General features: G+C 47.2%; 18 protein-coding genes and 1 tRNA gene. 1 reads left to right on the forward strand and 18 read right to left on the reverse strand.

All coding sequences use genetic code 11. The features are described 5' to 3' along the window. Window positions 1-2 precede the first annotated feature (2 nt). The 8 genes from ACZ5R2_RS21375 to ACZ5R2_RS21410 all read right to left on the reverse strand — a co-directional run bounded on the left by ACZ5R2_RS21375 (window position 3) and on the right by ACZ5R2_RS21410 (window position 10090). A complete protein-coding gene (locus ACZ5R2_RS21375) occupies window positions 3-1724 on the reverse strand; it encodes a restriction endonuclease subunit S (protein WP_464902606.1) in 1722 nt (573 codons plus the stop codon). Between the two features lie 16 nt (window positions 1725-1740). Continuing rightward, window positions 1741-4506: a type I restriction endonuclease subunit R gene (locus ACZ5R2_RS21380; protein ID WP_464902605.1), complete on the reverse strand. Its 2766-nt coding sequence runs from the start codon at window positions 4504-4506 to the stop codon at window positions 1741-1743. A gap of 6 nt (window positions 4507-4512) precedes the next feature. Further along, on the reverse strand, window positions 4513-5418 hold the full coding sequence (locus ACZ5R2_RS21385; protein ID WP_464902604.1) for a restriction endonuclease: 906 nt from the start codon (window positions 5416-5418) through the stop codon (window positions 4513-4515). A gap of 8 nt (window positions 5419-5426) precedes the next feature. Beyond that, window positions 5427-5597 (reverse strand): methylation-associated defense system helix-turn-helix domain-containing protein MAD1, encoded by a 171-nt coding sequence (gene mads1, locus ACZ5R2_RS21390; RefSeq protein WP_464902603.1) that lies wholly within the window; start codon window positions 5595-5597, stop codon window positions 5427-5429. Between the two features lie 202 nt (window positions 5598-5799). Next, window positions 5800-6531: a hypothetical protein gene (locus ACZ5R2_RS21395; protein ID WP_464902602.1), complete on the reverse strand. Its 732-nt coding sequence runs from the start codon at window positions 6529-6531 to the stop codon at window positions 5800-5802. A 239-nt stretch (window positions 6532-6770) separates the two neighbouring features. Further along, a tRNA-Ser gene (locus ACZ5R2_RS21400) sits at window positions 6771-6858 on the reverse strand. A 145-nt stretch (window positions 6859-7003) separates the two neighbouring features. Next, window positions 7004-7456, reverse strand: coding sequence for an L-alanine exporter AlaE (locus tag ACZ5R2_RS21405; RefSeq protein WP_464902601.1), 453 nt, complete (start codon window positions 7454-7456; stop codon window positions 7004-7006). A gap of 204 nt (window positions 7457-7660) precedes the next feature. Continuing rightward, window positions 7661-10090, reverse strand: coding sequence for a hybrid sensor histidine kinase/response regulator (locus tag ACZ5R2_RS21410; RefSeq protein ID WP_464902600.1), 2430 nt, complete (start codon window positions 10088-10090; stop codon window positions 7661-7663). Window positions 10091-10276: 186 nt separating this feature from the next. Here ACZ5R2_RS21410 and ACZ5R2_RS21415 point away from each other — a divergent pair, with 186 nt between their 5' ends. Continuing rightward, window positions 10277-10864, forward strand: coding sequence for a UPF0149 family protein (locus tag ACZ5R2_RS21415; protein ID WP_464902599.1), 588 nt, complete (start codon window positions 10277-10279; stop codon window positions 10862-10864). A gap of 96 nt (window positions 10865-10960) precedes the next feature. On the opposite strand, the gene nadA is transcribed toward ACZ5R2_RS21415, so the two are convergent. From nadA to cydX, 10 genes are all read right to left on the reverse strand, one after another. Continuing rightward, window positions 10961-12022: a quinolinate synthase NadA gene (gene nadA, locus ACZ5R2_RS21420; RefSeq protein WP_464902598.1), complete on the reverse strand. Its 1062-nt coding sequence runs from the start codon at window positions 12020-12022 to the stop codon at window positions 10961-10963. Window positions 12023-12168: 146 nt separating this feature from the next. Beyond that, window positions 12169-12975 (reverse strand): tol-pal system protein YbgF, encoded by an 807-nt coding sequence (ybgF, locus tag ACZ5R2_RS21425; protein ID WP_464902597.1) that lies wholly within the window; start codon window positions 12973-12975, stop codon window positions 12169-12171. Between the two features lie 41 nt (window positions 12976-13016). Next, window positions 13017-13568: a peptidoglycan-associated lipoprotein Pal gene (gene pal / locus ACZ5R2_RS21430; protein ID WP_464902596.1), complete on the reverse strand. Its 552-nt coding sequence runs from the start codon at window positions 13566-13568 to the stop codon at window positions 13017-13019. 19 nt (window positions 13569-13587) lie between these two features. Further along, on the reverse strand, window positions 13588-14946 hold the full coding sequence (gene tolB, locus ACZ5R2_RS21435; protein ID WP_464902595.1) for a Tol-Pal system beta propeller repeat protein TolB: 1359 nt from the start codon (window positions 14944-14946) through the stop codon (window positions 13588-13590). Between the two features lie 106 nt (window positions 14947-15052). Continuing rightward, a complete protein-coding gene (gene tolA, locus ACZ5R2_RS21440) occupies window positions 15053-16144 on the reverse strand; it encodes a cell envelope integrity protein TolA (protein ID WP_464903653.1) in 1092 nt (363 codons plus the stop codon). Window positions 16145-16156: 12 nt separating this feature from the next. Continuing rightward, on the reverse strand, window positions 16157-16600 hold the full coding sequence (locus ACZ5R2_RS21445) for an ExbD/TolR family protein (RefSeq protein WP_464902594.1): 444 nt from the start codon (window positions 16598-16600) through the stop codon (window positions 16157-16159). Between the two features lie 22 nt (window positions 16601-16622). Then, the gene (gene tolQ, locus ACZ5R2_RS21450; protein WP_438474822.1) at window positions 16623-17312 is read right to left on the reverse strand and encodes a protein TolQ; all 690 of its coding nucleotides are present in this window, start codon (window positions 17310-17312) and stop codon (window positions 16623-16625) included. After that, window positions 17302-17733 carry a tol-pal system-associated acyl-CoA thioesterase gene (gene ybgC / locus ACZ5R2_RS21455; protein WP_464902593.1) on the reverse strand — a complete coding sequence of 144 codons (432 nt, stop codon included), beginning with the start codon at window positions 17731-17733 and terminating at the stop codon, window positions 17302-17304. Before ybgC ends, tolQ begins: the two co-directional genes overlap by 11 nt. A gap of 169 nt (window positions 17734-17902) precedes the next feature. After that, window positions 17903-18205, reverse strand: a complete 303-nt coding sequence (gene ybgE / locus ACZ5R2_RS21460) for a cyd operon protein YbgE (protein WP_464902592.1) — start codon at window positions 18203-18205, stop codon at window positions 17903-17905. Further along, entirely contained in the window at window positions 18198-18305 is a 108-nt protein-coding gene (cydX, locus tag ACZ5R2_RS21465) for a cytochrome bd-I oxidase subunit CydX (RefSeq protein ID WP_000270285.1), read from the reverse strand. The genes ybgE and cydX overlap by 8 nt, the downstream gene beginning before the upstream one ends. Window positions 18306-18314 lie beyond the last annotated feature (9 nt).

Raw genomic sequence — 18314 nt, forward strand, 5'->3', positions numbered from 1 at the left:
AACTAACCCTTCAGCTTTAATTTGATCTCAGACTCTTTCTCGTAAGGCCAGTTTTTAATCCGTTCCGTATCTGGCGATAGCTGTTCTACTTGTTCAGCAATTTCGGCTAACTTGATATAGAATTCTTCAACTTCATTAGATGAATATCCAGCCAATTGCATGAGCTCATCAGGTTTTAATGGTTCGCTTTGTTCATTCAATACGGTTAGTAGTGGTTTACGCCCTGAAGTCACTTTTTTTTTCCTCTTAGTAGAACGCTTTGGCTTTGTTTCTGCCATCGTTTCTTTTTCTGTCTTAATGTTTTCCAATAGTTCTAGTGCATTTTCAGCACAACTATTTGGTACAAGCTCGCCAGAGAATGCTTTTGCCAAGATTGACGACTTTAAAGAAGCCGAATGTTGTATCTTCTCATCAATGGTAGCCTCTGCTCTGTTCGTAGCCTCAAGCTTTTCTGTCACTTGCAGAACTAGCTCTTTTTGTTCTTCAATTGACATAAACGGTACCGAGACCGTCTCTAATATTGCTAGGTTGATATTTTTCTGGGCTGTCGCTGGAGCATAGCGATCGAGGTCTTCTCTGGCTGTCCTAAAGAAGAACTCAACATATTCAACTGAAACACTTTCATTTTGAGGGATAAAACCTACTACGCTGTCAGGGAAACATGCGTCAAAACCAAGTATCGCTGTTTCAGCAATATTTGCGGCAATTGTGATACACATTGTACCTTTTGGCCACAAACGACTTTGAGAAAGCCCTTTTTCTGAATAAGTCTGCTTATAAGTTGTTAAAAGACCATCTGCTGCACGCACGTCACCAGTTTGAACAAACGGATAATCTCCGCCATATAAGCTTGGGTCATTACGTGGCCTATGCTTTGATTTGCCTCTATTCAACTCACCGAGCTGGGTTATAGTAGTCCAAGTCCAACCATCGGGTATTTCAGGTAAGGAAGACAGATCAGCCTGAGGGGGCTCTTTATACTTATCCTTCCATTTATCGTTCTTAGGTGTCTTACCCTTCTCTTCAAAGGCTTTAAGCTGCTCTGCTTCCCAGTTCGCTCGGCACTCATCGAGAATACGTTCTAGCAAATGTTCCGCAGGCTCTAACATATCTACGTTTTGCGCACGCCATTGCTCTGTTAGTTTTCCTGTAACTGCATCTTTAAGAACCGACTGGCGGTATTGTTGTAGCTTTGCTTTCGCTTGCTTGAGTCCTTCAACTCCTGCATCAATATGAGAGAAAAGCTCTTCGATTTTTTCGACTATTAAGTTCTGTTGAGAAACCGGAGCTAACGGAATTTGAAAGTTTTTTAGCACATCACCTGAAATCGCTTCAAAAGTGGTTCCAGTTCCCAAAGCTGCCAATTGTTTCTCGAAATTACGCATTAAATACAAAAAGTACTTAGTGTTACAGCCAGCCAGAGGTTGAAGCGCAGCAAGACCCCGACCAATTGCACAATCAAATGGGGCAATATTAGTCGGTCCGACAGGAGCTCTAACTGATACTAAAATACTATCTTTTTTCGCAAACTTTTTCGGTTCTGTACACCACTTTCTGACGGTTGGATACAACGCACCAAACTCGGTTTTTCCTTGGAAAAATGGTTCTCCATTCCCTTCTTCGTTGTATGAAGAAGAAGCGGGGGATTGGCCAAGCACTACGACTAAGGACTCACCAATACTGCTCTTCACCCAATTATTGGGAATTTCATTTAGTTCGGTCAAAATACTTCTCTTTGGGTTACGCAATTAAATAGCCATTCAACTCATGGACTACATTATCCAGCTTGTCACCAAATAACTGCTTCGCTTTGAACACGCCACCTTGTTGGTTAAACGGGGCGTAATCAAAGTCTTCGATCATCATCTCTGCGTTTTGGGCAATCTGCTGTTTAATCATTTCCAACCATTCAAGCTGGCTTTCATCAAACTCAACACCAGTTTGCTGTTGCTGGCTTAGCCACGCATTAAAACGCCGTTCGACCACCTCTGGGAATGGTTCGAGTACATCTTTTAAGCCTGTTGCATAACTAACTAAGCTTACTATGTTAGTTAACAAAGCCGCTGGTGGAACACCTTTTACTTTGGCAGCTTCGAGCTGCTCATACGCCTTCCACACTTCAATAGGGGCGAGATTATAAGGTGGCGCTTGGATGTTTTCAGCAAGTTCTTCAATCTGATCGTAACTCAAATGTCGTTGTTGGTACGGCTTGCTGTAAATTAGCTCAATTGCGGTGAGCTCATCTTTGTTGTCATCCATAAACTGCTTAAAGCTCTTGATAATGTGCTCGGCTTTTTCAACATCAAAACCTGCATCGGTCAGTTCATCGGCACTTTCATCAATGATTTGGTCCGTATTGCGCCTTACCTTTTCTACTAGCTCTCGTACATCAGGGTTGTGAAATGGTTTAACGACAGCATCGGCTAAAGGCTTATAGACTTGATCTCGTTGCTCGACCGTTGGTGCGTCGGTGCCAAACTTTTCTATCGCCTCTTGTTCAAGGTAATCTTCATTCGTTGCATGTATCAGCTCACCCGCTACAAGCGCGAGTGGCTTGCCCATTAACTTGGTCAGTTCTGCACGTTGCTTGTCATCCAGCTTTAGATCTAAGCGGATTAAGCGGTTACCCAAGCTTTGTAGTGTATCGGCATCTCGGTCACCCCTAGCAATTTGCTCCATCAGTTTTTCGGTAGAAACTGATGGTTTCTTCTCCATCGCTTGGCTTTCCGTTTTGTCTGACTCTGTCACTCCGACTGCATCAACTAAGACAAATTTGGTTTTTGCTTTTGCATCCGGCGTAACAAGGTGCAGAGAACTGGTATCAATCACTCGTGTACCACGCCCTTTCATCTGTTCATAGTAAGCTTGGCTACGAACATCACGCATGAAGATAACGCACTCAAGAGGCTTAATATCCGTACCTGTCGCAATCATATCGACGGTCACAGCAATACGTAGCCTTGGGCTTGTACGAAATTCTGTAATGGTATCTTCGGCTTTCTTCTTACCAACCCGATAGGTCACCTTTTTACAAAAATGATTATCTTCATCAAATACTTCTCGAACTTTATCCACAATACGGTCTGCGTGATCATCATCTTTAGCAAAGATCAGGGTTTTAGGGACCCAAGAACGTTCACTAAAGCAATCAGGTAAGCATCTATCCTTAAAAGCGGTTAAAACGGTTGTTATCTGGTTAGGCGCAATAACGCTCCTATCTAGTTGGGTTTTGTTATAACTCTCATCCTTATCTAAAACTTCTTGACGCTTTTTCTTAGTCAATCTGTCACGGATCTGTACAGCGGTCCCCGCTTCTATTATGTCCCCTTCCTCTGATTTTTTGGTTTTGATTCGGTAGATGTCATAACCAACGTTTACCTTATCGATGACTGCATCTTCATGAGTGTATTCTGAGACCAAGTTTTGGTTGAAGAAACCGATGGTTTTCTTGGTTGGTGTTGCCGTGAGCCCGATCAAAAATGCGTCGAAATACTCAATTACTTGTCGCCATAGATTATATATTGAGCGATGACATTCATCGATGATGATCAAATCAAAGGTCTCAATCGGTATCGCTGGGTTATAGTTTACCGTTCGAGGTTGTTTAGCATCGCTATCTGCTTCTACTTCATACCCAGAACGCTCATCAGCGTCATCATCGAGTTCTAAGCCAGAAAGCTGTGAGTAAAGTCGTTGGATTGTCGAGATAGTCACTTTCGTTGTATCCGCGACGCCTGTGGTACCCAAAATATTTACATTGTAGTGAGACGTGAATTTTCGACCGTCGAGCGGGGTATCGTATTGCTCAAATTCTTTCTTGGCCTGGCGACCCAGGTTGCCCCTATCGACCAAGAACAAAACACGCTTAGCCTTGGCGTATTTGGCTAAACGAAATATTTGAGTAACGGCAGTAAATGTTTTCCCCGAGCCAGTAGCCATTTGCAACAGAGCCCTAGGCTTGTTCTTTTTCAGTGAATCTTCGATGCCTTTGATAGCATCGATTTGGCATTCACGAAGAACTTGAGTGTCGAGTTCAGGTAAATCTAGCATACGCGCACGAAGTGTTTTCTCTTCCTCTAGCCACTTTTTCAATGTCTCTGGCTTATGAAAATGGAAGACATTGCGACTACGTGCTTTAGGATCTCGATAGTCACAAAAACGAATTTCTTCACTGGTTGCTTCGTAAGTAAACGGTAACTCATCCATCCAGCGCTGTGTGAATGCTGATCTCGATAAACTATAACGCTCGCTTTGCCCTGCGACTCCGCCTAGAGAGACTCCGTCTTTCTTAGCCTCAATAACGCCACATGCTTTACCATCAATGAAAAGCATGTAATCCACTGGACCTGTGGACGTATCCATCTCTCTAATGGCGATTCCGTGGATGCCTTGCAGGCCTTCGTAGAGATTGAGACGTTTCTTATCCTGGATAGTCCAACCAGCGTCCACCAGCTTTTGATCTATGATTAATCTCGCCTGCTCTTCTGGCGTGAGTTCTTTATCCATCGTGGGTTATCCTTCAAAAAACTCTTCATCGATACGCTTGATATGCAAAACTTGCTCATCTCGGCTACCAATATTGTAACGCAGCATAAGCTTAGCCAACTCTTTACCATTGATAAGCACGATGCGCATGCCTAAGTCTTTGGCTGTTTGAATGGCTGATGAAGTAAATTCAGATGTGGTAATGAAAATGCCTTTTTGTGCTTTCTTCAGATTAAGCGCACCAAAGAAGTCTCGGATTTCACCAGCGCCAACATTGTTACCATCTGCATAACGCTTAGCCTGGATGTAAACCTGGTCAACTCCAAGTGGGTCTTGATTAATCACGCCATCAACACCGTTATCACCACTTTTACCAAGAGTGTGGGCCATACCCTCATCGCTTCCGCCATAACCCATTGCGAGTAGCAGGTCGATAAGTAGTTGCTCAAAAAATGCTGGAGATACTTTACGTGTTCGAGACAGGATGTCTGAGGCTAACGCGTCGTTAATCTGTTTGTAAGCAGCTCTTAGTACTTCATCTGGTGTCGCATCATTATCAGACACAGTTGTTTCTTCGACTTTTTCTGAATCATCGTTCTTTTGCTTGGTGAACGCATTGAAGTCATCAAAACGTTTAAGGTATTGGTTGTTGATCTCTTCGCCACTGTTTAGAGCTTCTTTCCCCAAGTCTGTTATCACGAAATGACCACGCCTTGTTGAGTCCAAAAGACCCGCTTTCGCAAGATAGGTTTTGGCCCATCCAACGCGATTTGTAAAAGCTGCTTGTCGTCCACTGGGAAGAAGCTCTGTTCTCTCGTCTTCTGACAGATTGAAATGCTCCGCCAGCAAGTCTACAACGTTGCTAAGCTTAACTTCTTCATTCTTCGCAGCCTCTAACACTGGCTTCATTAAATCCTGATAACTTGGAAGCATCTAAGCACCTACGTTTTTTGTTTTTCGATCCACCCTTCGAGGTCTTCGCGTTTGAAACGCCACGAACCACCAACTTTAAAACCAGGAAGCTTTCCTTCGCTTGCTAATCTATACGCTGTGTTATCGGCCAACTTTAGGTAAGCAGCCACCTCTTTCAAGGTTAAAATTTGGTCTACCATTCAGAGTGTTATCTCATATTGGTTTTATTCATCAGAATTGATAGTGAGAGAATATGGGAAAATTGGGGAGTGGGCAATGATGCCTATGCGTAAATGTTAAACTCATTGTCTTTTGCGCGTTCTGTGATGGAAACGACAATCCCTTATTGTATTAGCAACAGCGACCACTTTAGGTCTTTAAATTCAGCCTGTTAAACCGCATCTAGGTAACAGAAGCCGACTTCTTTAACTCGTTAGTTATTGGAATATCACGTTCATTAGCTGAGTTCTTGAGTTTCTTATCAGTGTGAGAGTCATTGATACTCAAACTTGGTTGCTTGCCTAAGTCAATGTCGCCAACTCTTAGTTGAGCTAACTCATTGAGCCTACAACCTGTTAGAGCTGCAATACGAGGTAGATAGCACTTCCACCTATCCACTTCATTCTTGTATCTCTCTGTGGCTTGTAGGAGCATTTTAAGCGCGCTTTCAGCAATAGCTCTAGTTGGCCGAACTGGCTTCTTCTCCACACTGATTTTGAACCATTCAGTTTCAACCTTATGCCCTAGACGATTGAAACAGCTAGAGAGTAAACGGAGTTTTTTCTTCATAGTAGTAGCACTACAAGTCTGTGTTTGCTTCCACTTTTCAATGTGAGCACTCCTTACTGCATGCGCCGGAGCAAACCGGACACCTATTCCGGCATTATCCGGACAGTCATTCCCGCTATCTATGGTCATTGACGGAGCAAGGCACTGAACAAAACTAACCCAACAATTGCGGTATTCTGTTTGACTCTTAGCACTCAAGTCCACGAGGCTTGCTTCAATATCAATGTTGCCTAGCAGTAGGCTTTCCTTCTTTTTTTCTCCCCTGAAGTCGTCATAAATTGACTTAACTTCGTCAATGGTAGGGCTAGAAAGCTGAAGAAGTCGATTAGCTAAATCAGAAGCCAACCTAACAGCAGTGAGGTAATCTCTTGTTTTTAAACTCAGAGAAGGCTGGTGGTGCGTGCCATTATTCCTAATGCTCCATCGAAAGGTATAGACACCTGTTCTACTAGTAAAAAGATACAATGCTTTGCGTGAGGGTCAACGAAGATTTGATAGCATGTGTTAGCTCCAGTGTGGGCTATTGCTATCTTGTAGAACCTTCAGATATGAAAAAGGCCTGATAAATCAGACCTCTTAGAATGTGGCGGTGAGTGAGAGATTCGAACTCTCGATACGTTGCCGTATACACACTTTCCAGGCGTGCTCCTTCAGCCACTCGGACAACTCACCGTATTTTGATTGGGTTGGCATCGCGTGCCAACGAGGCGCTAATTTAATGATTCAGGGCTGTTTGGTCAAGCAGATATTGGAAAAAAATCGGCTTTTGCGTACCAAGTGGCGAATATTTAGCTATCTCGCTGATTGATTGAGCAATTTACACTGATTGGCGCTGATAACCTGGGACACGGAACCAGCGGCGGCACATGTCAAGGAAGTAGCCGTACAGGACGCCCATGCCGCACGATACCACTGCATTACTTGAAACCGCAGTAATGATTTGCTCGCTTGATGCGCCAACGGCCAGCAGAATCAGTGCGTAAACCGGTGATTGGAACAGTACGTAGGCGACTAAGTCTGAGATATTGCGCATCAGTGGCGTCTCTGAGAGTCGCTTTCCTTGGCGCAAGCAAAAATCACGGAACAGGCCATACGGGAAAGCAATCGCAATATTAACTGGGATAGAGAGCGTTCTTGAGGCCAGTGACTGTTGGAAACTCATGCCTGAGATCAGAATCTCAATGACCATCCCGGTGACAAAACAAAAAACCACCATAGCAAAAGTATCTGCTGCAGCGTTGCGAATACAGAACGGCGCTCGCGCTTTCATTCTCTTTAGGCTCCAATAACACGACTTAAAATCAGGCTCTTATCAATCAGCACAGGATAGGCACGGCGGATCAACAGGCATAAAAAAGCCCAGCCAATGACGACCAGACGATGGCGCTATTAGAGCATAAAAAATTTAGATTATGATATTGAATATAAAATAATAAGCAGCGAGATACACTAGTATCTGCCATTAAGGCAGAAGTTATGACTGCCAACTCAAAATGTGAACAACCAAATTGTCCATCAGCTCCTTCGATGGTGGCTGTTTTTGCTCGATAGATAACTGAAGCGACTTAAGCAATCGTTTGCCTTCGGTATTCTCGACGGCAAGCATCGGAAATAGGCTATCTAACGCCTTTTGAGCTTGGTCATAGGCTTGATTGTCGATTGAGATACTCAGATCTACCACTATGGCTTCTAGGTCATCGCTATAGCCAATCGCTGCAGAAGAGTGTGCGTGTTGTTGGAACTGGCGTAGCTTATCTGCGTAAAAGTAAAGCGCATCATCCAACTCTTTTTCTTTCATTGGTTTGGGAATGATGTGGTCAACACCCGCGGCCAACATACGCTGCTTAGTTTCCTCAAACACATCCGCGGTACAGCCAAGGATCAATACCTCACTCATGGCGTTATCTAAGGTGCGAATTCGTCTTGTGGCCTCAATTCCGTCCATCACAGGCATATGGTTATCCATCATCACCAAATCAAATGACTGATGGGTGAGCTTTTCAACCGCCAATTGACCGTTTTCAACCACGCAGATATCAAAAAGCTTACCTTTTAAGATACCTTCAATAATGATCGCGTTGGTGCGGTTATCCTCAACGATAAGGGCTTTAAGGCCCTTAAAGGTCTTACTTTGCTCAATCGACACTGGCGGCGCTGCTGGTGTTGCGAGCTCAACCTTAACCACAACTTCAAAGCTTGAACCAATCCCGACCTCACTGCTTAAGGTGATACTGCCGCCCATAAGCTCGACAAGCTGCTTAACGATCGCAAGGCCAAGCCCGGTGCCACCAAAACGGCGGGTGGTGGTAGATTCTGCTTGCTGAAATGGGGAGAAAACCTTCTCGAGTGCTTCTTTGGTGATGCCAATCCCGGTATCACGCACACGGATACTTAAAAAGTGGCTCTCTCCTACGTGAAGCTCTTTCATGTACACCTCGATAAAGCCATGCGAGGTAAACTTAACGGCGTTGTTGAGTAGGTTGAACAATACCTGGCGCAGACGCGCCTTATCGGTGTAATACCAGCGATCGTGAGGCACCTCGGTACGGATCCTAAAGTCGAGGCCTTTCTCGGTGCACAGGGTGTGATAGACGCTGTTGATACTGCCAATGATGTTATCGAGTGGGAAAGCGCTGTTATCTAGCTCAAGCTGCCCCTGCTCTATCTTGGAGAAATCGAGGATCTCATTGAGCAGCGTCATCATATGATCGCCCGAGTCATACAGCATGCGCATCATTTTTCGCTGCTCAGGGTTAAGATCGCTCTTGAGCAGGATCTGCGCGGTGCCGAGCACCCCATTCATTGGCGTGCGGATCTCATGGGACAGGGTCGCTAGAAACGCGCTCTTAGCCTCTGTTGAGACCTGGGCTTGACGTCGCTCATCCTCGAGAAACACGGTTTTTTGATTGAAGCTATCAATCAAAAAACGGATCTCATCTTGGCTGCGATAATCGATATCTATGGTATCGCTCTGTTTACTGCCCTGCACACAGGTCGCGATTGAGACAATCGGTCGAATCAAATAGTGGCTCAGTAGGTAGTATCCCAATAGGATACACAGCAAGAGGATGGGAATAACACCAGCCTCAATCTGCGAAACCAGATGAAAGACCTGATCTTTAACTAGGTACTGCGAGTTGACCACATTGACCTGCCAATTAAAATCACCAAAGGTATGCTGGCAAATATAGATGTTCTCCACCACCTTGTAGTTGTGATGAATAATCGTCTCGCCAAAGCCATCGTTGAGCACCAGACCGATATTATATTGTTCTGCGTGCTGGCGAACACTCTCTATTAAGTCAACAAGAGAGATGTCCACCGTCGCGACACCGGCAAACTGCCCCTCAACATAGTAGGCAGCCGATGCGGTGATCATCTGAACATGGGTAAAGGGGTCGATATATACTGGTGACCAGACAACCTCACCAGAAGGCTGGTTGATCGCACTGCGATACCACCCCTCTTGGTCGTATCCACCGCTCGCGGGGTTATTCCACGAATAGATTTGCTCAACCAGCCCATCAGAGGCGCGGTTAAAAAACAGACTTTGATAAACTTTACCGCGCTCGGTGTGCTCGGGCTCAGGCCATAAGCCGCCACTGACGGCAATGCCTGTGTTATTGGCAAAGGTCGAATAGAGCAGCTCTCGCTGACCAAACGCGTTCAGGCCTGACTCGCCGACACTACTGATATTGTTCAGAATTACCAATGAGTTATTTAGCTGCTGCTCAATTTCTGCTGATAACAGCATAGTACGTAGGTCCAGACTATGCTGGAGCTGCTCGCGCACAGGTGGCTCCACCACCTTGTAGACCACGCTACCAATCACGGTAATGATAATGATGAGATACACACTAAGTGCAAATTTGCTTTTACGCCTTAATGACGACGTCTGTTCCATCGGTATGCGCTATCCCTTGCCATGCTATCCATAGCTGTAGTTGAGTCGTTCCAATGCGGCTATTGGTCGTGATTATTGCTTAGCCTCTATTCAAAGCTAACTACACACATCTGATCTGGCAAGCTATTTTGCCTGATTTTTCTTCCTTGGCTTGCTAAACTGCCCTGTAAACACACTCAGCAATAAATGGAATCTAAAGTGACCCTATCTGAACTGATTGCAACGAACGAGCTGCAAGATAAGTTACTAAGCGAAGCGCAAACGCGTGGTTTTATCACCGCAATGGCGAGCGCCCCTTACCTACTTGAGGTCAATGAATGGCTACCCTTCTTGTGGGGCGGCGAGGAACAAGCGCCATTTAGCGATGGCGCTCAGCTTGAGGAGTATATCCAGCTGGTGATCAACATTTGGAACGAGACTGGCCCTCAACTGCTTGAAGGCACATGGCAGTGGCCACAAGCTTGTACGCTGGATGAAGAAGATATTGTCAGTGAGGAGACACGCGAGTTTTGTGAGGGCATGCTGCAAGGTTGGCAACTCAGCCGTGATGACTGGGAAACCCTGATGCCAGAGGACAGTGAAGACAACGCCCTACTTGGTGGCGTGCTGCTGTCTCTATCCATGCTATACGACCCACTGACGTCGCTCACCACCCTTAAAGAGCAAGGTATGGAAGGCTTGGAGCAATTTGAAGAGATCTTTAACGCTATCCCGGTGATGATTTGTGGCCTATCGCAGCGTGGTCAAGCGCTAGCACAAGCGCAAGACGACTAGGCCTGAACAGAACAAGCCTAGCAAGATCAAAAAAAGCAGAGCCAATCGAGCTCTGCTTTTTTATGCTTCAAAGACGGTTTTCGCCTTAACGACGCCTTACGCGTTGCCTTTGACCTTAATGTTCAACTGCTCAGCAAAATCCAGCATACGATTGAGTGGGATAAGTGATTTAACGCGTACTTGCTCATCAACAAAGATTTCGTGCTCAGCACCGCCTTCGCGTAGCGCTTGCTCAATCGCTTTAAGGCCATTCATCGCCATCCAAGGACAGTGAGCGCAGCTGCGACATGTCGCGCCAGCACCTGCCGTTGGCGCTTCAATCAGCTCTTTCTCTGGCACCAGCTGTTGCATCTTAAAGAAGATGCCTTTATCGGTTGCGACAATCATCTGCTTATGTGGCAGCTCTTTGGCAGCTTTGATCAACTGACTGGTTGAACCCACTGCATCGGCAAGCTCAACAACACTCGCTGGTGACTCAGGGTGAACCAAGATAGCGGCGTCAGGATAGACGTTTTTCATCTTGCGCAGCGCATCGGCAGAGAACTCATCGTGAACCACACACTCCGCATTCCACAGCAGCATCTCAGCGCCTGTTTGATTTGAGATGTAAGAGCCTAGATGGCGATCCGGACCCCAGATGATTTTCTTGCCTTCTTCATCAAGGTGCTCAACGATTTCAAGGGCAATACTTGACGTCACCACCCAGTCAGCGCGGGCTTTCACCGCCGCTGATGTGTTGGCATAAACTACAACCGTGTGGTCAGGGTGCGCGTCGCAAAATTCGGTGAACTTGTCTTCAGGACAGCCAAGATCGAGTGAACACTCTGCCTCTAGCGTTGGCATTAGGATGGTTTTTTCTGGCGTGAGGATTTTCGCCGATTCGCCCATAAAGCGCACGCCCGCAATGATTAGGGTACTGGCTGAATGACGGTTACCAAATTTGGCCATTTCCAGAGAATCGCCGACAAAGCCGCCAGTCTCTTCCGCAAGGGCTTGGATTTCAGGGTCTGTGTAATAGTGTGCAATCAGAACCGCATCTTTTGCTTCTAATAATGCTTTGATGCTTGCAACGTACTGCGCCTTTTCCTCGTCCGACAGTGGCATCGGTTTAGGTGGGAAAGGGTAAACAGTATCGATTTTATCTAGGATATGGCTCATGGCCCGGGCTCTCAATGTTACAACGATTACGCGATTGTACACCCTGTGAAATGTCGGATCAAAGGTTGCAAGGCAACAGGTTTACTCAGTGGAAAATACAAAGGCGACCCTAGGGCCGCCTTAATGTAAAATCAACATATTACGCGCTATTTGATGCGCTCTCTCGCCAGTTTTGCCGAGGCACTGTCTGGGTATTCAGAGATAACCTGCTGATAGTATTTTTTCGCCGCATCCATATTGTCATTACGACGCGCGATCTCACCAAGCTTCAAAATCGCGTCAGCGCGCTTGTTTGAGTCTTTGTGTGACACCACGGCCGCAAAACTCTTCACCGCGTCTTTATCTTGTTTCTTAGCAAAATAAAGCTGACCAAGCCAGTAATGCGCGTTGGCGCTGTAGGTCGAATCCGGATATTCCTCTTGGAACTCCTGGAACGCCACAATCGCCGCAGAGTAGTCACGCTTTTTCAGCACCAAGTCTACCGCTTCTTGGTAGGCTTGCTGCTCACCAGCATTCGATGTCGCCTTGCCACCGATAGGTGCGTCGTCCTCATCAGACTCGACAGGTACGACAGCGACTGCTGGCGCCTGAGTACGGACTTTATCTAGCTCGATAAACAGCTCGCGCTGACGCTGAAGCATCTGCTGCAGCTCGTAGCTATTTTGCTCAAGCTGACCCCGAAGTTCACTGATCTCCTGAGCCATCTCGTCCATCTGCATCTGCATACGCGCTTGCGTGCGGTTGCGACTTTCAAGAACGCGCTCTAGGCGTTGAACTTCGGTTTCAGCGCCACTGACCGCTGCCGTATTGGTCGCGGTCGCCGTTACTGTGGCGGTGGTCGCGGTAATGTCTGCGACAGGAGCAGGCGCGGCAATCGCCGCACCCGACAGCGCAAGAGCTAAACCTGAAAGAGTAAAAACTCGACCCGTTGTAATGATGCGCTCAATAGCCATGGCACCACTCTCCTTCTGTGTGTATTAAACCGAGCGGTTGATTAGTATACCAATACTGCGCGACGGTTTTGAGCGTACGCTTCTTCTGACTGACCGAAGGCGACTGGTTTCTCTTCACCGTAGCTTACGATAGATACTTGATCAGGTTGAACACCCAGAGCTTGTAGGTATTTGGCTACCGCTTCAGCACGGCGCTCACCCAGTGCGATGTTGTACTCAGGGGTACCGCGCTCATCGGCGTGACCTTCGATAGTCACATCTTTAGCTGGATTAGAAACTAGGAACGCTGCGTGTGACGCAAGCACTTCTTCGTAGTCGCCTGAGATCGAGGCGTTATCGAATGCAAAGTAGATGGTTGACATCTCAGCAAGTGCTTGTTGTTGCAGCTCTTGCTCTGTCAGTGCATCCTTGCCGTCATCGATTGGAGAAACCACAGTGTTATCTGTTTGTGGCGTTTCTGCAGCCGGTTGGTTAGTTTCATAATCCGTTGAAGAACCTTCAGCGTTTACTGCTTCATCACTTGAACTACATGCCGTCATTGCGATAACCGGCAAAGCAATCATCAAGCTTTTAAACACTTTGCTAAATTGCATCTAATTATTCCTTTTGTATTTATTTTAAAAATGGGGACCAAGCGGGCGCACGTACACGACCGTTAGTCAATGGTAAACGAGCTTTAAAACGTCCATCAATGGACACCATGGATAGAACATTCGCCTGATTATGCATCGAGCTGTATATCACCATGCTGCCGTTTGGCGCAAGGCTTGGTGATTCGTCAAGAAGCGTCTCCGTCAGGATCTGTACCGCTCCTGTCTCTAGGTCTTGTTTGGCAAGGTTAAATTGACCAGCATTATTCTGGTTTACCATCACCATAAAACGACCATCTGGGGTGATTTGACCACTGAGGTTTTGTGAGCCCTGCCAAGTAATTCGCTTGGGCGTGCCGCCATTAGACGCGATTTGATATATCTGTGGGCGACCTCCACGATCAGAGGTGAACACAAGGCTTTTACCGTCTGGCGTCCAGTATGGCTCGGTGTTGTTTGAGCGTCCGGTGGTCAGCTGTTCAAGCTGGCGGGTCTTAAGGTCTAGGGTATAGACATGCAAGCTGCCTGACTTAGATAAAACCACCGCAAGCTTGTTGCCATCTGGCGAGAAGCGCGGCGCACCGTTATGACGCGGGAAGGAGGTTAATTTCTCACGCTCACCGGTGTAGATATCCATCATAAAGATTTCAGACTGGCCATTTTGGAAGCTCACGTAAGCAAGTTTGCTGCCGTCAGGTGACCATGCAGGCGACATCAATGGCTGCTTTGAGCGCAATACAAGGCGCTCATTATAGCCGTCGTAGTCTGCAACACGCAGTTGATACGGGTACTGAGCATCTTCTTGACCTACCACATACGCGATACGAGTACGGAACGCGCCCTTTTCACCAGTCAGCTCTTCATAGATCAAATCAGAAATACGGTGGGCGTAGTCGCGCATGCGACTTTTTGGCACCGTCGCCACCTTGTTGAACATCACGTGATCACGCGATGCAACCAGCTTGCCATCGGCAGAGAGGCTACGCGACTCACCTTGGGTCAACTGACCACGGACCACATCGATCAACTGATAGTTCACGCGGTAATCACCGGCTTGGTTCTGCGTGATTGAACCGACCACAATCGCATCAACGCCCGTCGCAATCCACTGATCGAAATCAACTTCATGCTCATCGTTAGGCGTTTGTGGCATAGTGCTGACACGTAATGGGTTAAATTTACCACTGCGCTGCAAGTCAGAGGCAATCACGCCAGAGATATCTTCAGGAAGTGGCGCGGCCCCTTCCCATTTAAATGGGACAACCGCGATCGGACGCGCTGAGTTGATCCCGTCGGTGATCACCAGCTCCAAAGCCGCATGGGCGGTGGAGACCGCTGCGGTGAGGGTTAGGATAAGTCCTAAAAATACACGCTTTATCACAAGCTTGTTCCTTTCTGTTGTATTTTGTCCACGGGTCATAGAGTCAAACTCTAAGGCTGTAACAATACTATCTCGCCTATACTCTAAAGTCATAGCGATGTGAATCTTACTCTGGTCGAACGGTTAAATTGATGTTTTTTAACTGTTCTATCACCGCTGGCTGATTCGTCGGCATTGGGAATGACGACACCTGTGCAATCGCGCGTTTACTCGCATTACACAAATGACGATCGCCACTCTCAATACTGATGTTACCCACGATAGCGCCTGAACCAGTTGGGATCAGACGCAGATTCACTCGGCAAGACTTTCCCACAAAGCGGTCTTCAAGCAGCAAGTTCTGCTGAATCAGCTGGGTGTAGATAGCACTGTATCGCTGCACCTCAGACTGGTTGTGACGCGACTGCGCCGCTTGATTGCTTTGTGACTCGGCTTCCATGCCGGCAAAAATGTCATTCAGTGCCGCTTCTTGCTCTTTGCGCTCACGCTCGAGTCTGTCTAGACGCTCTTGCTCTTGGCGTGCTTTTTCTGCGGCTTCTTTGGCTGCGCGCTCTTGCTCAATGCGTTCGGCTTCGGCTTTTTCTGCCGCTTCACGCTCTACGCGAGCACGCTCTTCGGCCTCTCGGGCGGCTTTTTCACGCGCCACACGCTCAGCTTCCGCAACACGAATCGCTTCTTCTTTGGCTTTGCGCTCAGCCTCAAGCTTGGCTGCTCGCTCTTGTTCTTGACGAACACGCTCCTGCTCTTGTTTGACGCGCTCTTGCTCTTTACGCACCCGCTCTTGCTCTTGCTTAACTCGCGCCTCTTCGGCTTTGCGCTCTTGCTCAACCTTCTTACGCTGGATCTCAGCCTCACGAGCGGCCTTGGCTTCACGTGCTTGCTGCTCTTTCAGACGACGAATCCGCTCCTCTTCGGCGCGGCGATTCTTCTCCAGTTGCTCGCTCTCGCGGCGCAGCTTTTCAAGTCGGTCTTGCTCGCGTTTGGCGGCAGCCTGGCGCTCAGCGCGGATCTGCTGCGCTTGCTGACGAACCGCAGACGGGTCCACCACCACGGCTTGTACAACCTGGCGCTGTGGCTCTGGCGGCGACATTGAAAAATCCGTGCCAAACAGTAATCCTGCAATCACCGCTGCGTGGATACTGAAAGAGATCGCCAAAGGCTTACCCAATCCGTGATTCTTGGTTCTCTTTTCTCGCATGGTAAACTGCATCTACTCCTTGATGTCCGTTAACAAGCCAACTTTCTCGATTCCTGCTCGGCTCAACTCATCCAGCACCAACACCACATCGGCATAAGGCGTTGCAGCATCACCGCCTACCGCCACTGGAGAGTCTGGCTTAAGCGAAAGCTCAGCTCGAACACGGACAATAATGTCTTGAATCCCCAAGCCGCGCATCACTTCTTCATCGTTAACACTCAATCCCAGGTTGCCGTTGTGATCGATTTCCACAATGATAAAGCTTGACTCGGATTCACCTGCCAGTTCCGATGCAGGCTTGGCCGCCGACGTCTTCGGCAGCTCAACGTCCACCCCTTGAGTAATAAAGGGTGACGTCACCATAAAGATGATCAGCAGTACCAACATCACATCGATGTAAGGCACAACGTTAATCTCTGCTGTCATCTTACGTTTTTTAGGTTGATAACCCGCCATGTTTAATCCTCAAGAGCTCTGTTCAGTGTTGATCCTTAGCCGCCATTGCCTGGCGATGAAGGATCGTGTGGAACTCTTCTGAGAACGTCGCGTACGAGTGCTCAAGTTTACCCACTTTGTTACTTAGGCTGTTGTAGGCCATAACGGCTGGAATTGCTGCGAATAGACCCATCGCCGTCGCGATCAATGCCTCAGCGATACCCGGTGCAACCATGGCTAGAGTCGCTTGTTTCACCTCACCGAGGGCGATAAACGCGTGCATGATGCCCCATACCGTACCGAACAGACCAATGTATGGGCTGATTGAGCCAACGGTAGCAAGAAAAGGCAGGTTGGTTTCCAGATCATCAACTTCACGAGCTACCGCTACGCGCATCGCACGGCCGGTTGCTTCCATAACGAAGTCAGGCGCGTCTGGGTTGGTCTTGCGCAGGCGCGCAAATTCGGTAAAGCCTGAGTAGAAGATCTCTTCATTACCAGCTAGTTCGTCTTTGCGCGACTTCATGCCCTGGTAGATGATGGCCAGATCGTTGCCTGACCAGAATTTGTCTTCAAAGTCTTCAGCTTCTTTGGAGGCTTGTTTGATCGCTTTGCTGCGTTTGATGATCATCGCCCAAGAGATCACTGACATACCAAGTAGGGTCAGCATCACCAGTTGCACCAGCACGCTTGCTTGTAAAAAGAGGTCGAAAAAAGAAATATCAGCGGTCACTTGCGGTTAACTCCAAAAGTAGCTCGTTTGGTATGGCCGTCGGCCTTAACTTATCAATATCCACACATGCTATCTTAACGATGGCACGGCACAAAGTTTTCCCTGCGGGATTGACAATCTCTTGACAGAAAGTCAGCGAAACCTTTTTCAATTCATGAATATATGTGCTTACTGTAAGTTGATCGTCAAGTCGCCCTGATTGTAAAAAATCGATATCCATATGTCGGACTACAAAACCAATCTTTTGTTCCAGCAACACATGTTGCGAGATGTTAACTGAACGCAATAACTCTGTTCTCGCCCGCTCGAAATACTTGACGTAATTAGCGTGATACACCACACCACCTGCGTCCGTATCTTCGTAGTAAATAGTGACAGGCCAATGAAAAGGGTTATCAGAAGTATGCAAAATGTTATCCATTTGGGTTCCACTTGAAAAACTTACTATAACGCAAAGTATTAGTAAGTGTTTAGCATTTAAGTACATTTTTGCTTGAATATATCATGTTATCGCACTGAAAATGCATAAAAAAACGCCAACCTTTCGGCTGGCGTTTTTTTATTAACATTTACTAACTTTTTTGACCGGTTTATAGCACGTAAGCAACCGACAAATAGAATAATACTGACAGTGATATATAGGGACTGAAGAGTAACTGCCACAGCCAAAAGCGTGGCTGAAAACCAATCCCAAAGATCATGCTGCTGCACAGCGCAAGGATCATCAAAGGCGCGATCAACGCATTGAAGCCCCCTATCGCCTGACTATACAGCTCAGGCTCCCACATCAGCATCGCGACATGGAAGAAGCCCAGCAGCAAGGACAAGACGCGCATCGGCGCCCTGTCCAATGGCTTATGTAACGACTGAATCTGGTGATTCAGATCACTCACTGTCTTTATCCATCATTTCAGTGTGCTCTAGCCATAGCGCGTTGATGATGCCGAACGCACACGCCAACAGTACACCTAGAATCCATGCAAAATACCACATAGCTTCGAC

The organism is Vibrio sabulosilitoris (assembly GCF_055391395.1).

Coding starts and splice junctions, on each gene's coding strand:
- ACZ5R2_RS21380 (WP_464902605.1), bottom strand. CDS start 4,506: ATGGATAAAGAACTCACGCCAGAAGAGCAGGCGAGATTAATCATAGAT.
- ACZ5R2_RS21385 (WP_464902604.1), bottom strand. CDS start 5,418: ATGCTTCCAAGTTATCAGGATTTAATGAAGCCAGTGTTAGAGGCTGCG.
- mads1 (WP_464902603.1), bottom strand. CDS start 5,597: ATGGTAGACCAAATTTTAACCTTGAAAGAGGTGGCTGCTTACCTAAAG.
- ACZ5R2_RS21405 (WP_464902601.1), bottom strand. CDS start 7,456: ATGAAAGCGCGAGCGCCGTTCTGTATTCGCAACGCTGCAGCAGATACT.
- ACZ5R2_RS21410 (WP_464902600.1), bottom strand. CDS start 10,090: ATGGAACAGACGTCGTCATTAAGGCGTAAAAGCAAATTTGCACTTAGT.
- ACZ5R2_RS21415 (WP_464902599.1), top strand. CDS start 10,277: ATGGAATCTAAAGTGACCCTATCTGAACTGATTGCAACGAACGAGCTG.
- nadA (WP_464902598.1), bottom strand. CDS start 12,022: ATGAGCCATATCCTAGATAAAATCGATACTGTTTACCCTTTCCCACCT.
- ybgF (WP_464902597.1), bottom strand. CDS start 12,975: ATGGCTATTGAGCGCATCATTACAACGGGTCGAGTTTTTACTCTTTCA.
- pal (WP_464902596.1), bottom strand. CDS start 13,568: ATGCAATTTAGCAAAGTGTTTAAAAGCTTGATGATTGCTTTGCCGGTT.
- tolA (WP_464903653.1), bottom strand. CDS start 16,144: ATGCGAGAAAAGAGAACCAAGAATCACGGATTGGGTAAGCCTTTGGCG.
- ACZ5R2_RS21445 (WP_464902594.1), bottom strand. CDS start 16,600: ATGGCGGGTTATCAACCTAAAAAACGTAAGATGACAGCAGAGATTAAC.
- ybgC (WP_464902593.1), bottom strand. CDS start 17,733: ATGGATAACATTTTGCATACTTCTGATAACCCTTTTCATTGGCCTGTC.
- cydX (WP_000270285.1), bottom strand. CDS start 18,305: ATGTGGTATTTTGCATGGATTCTAGGTGTACTGTTGGCGTGTGCGTTC.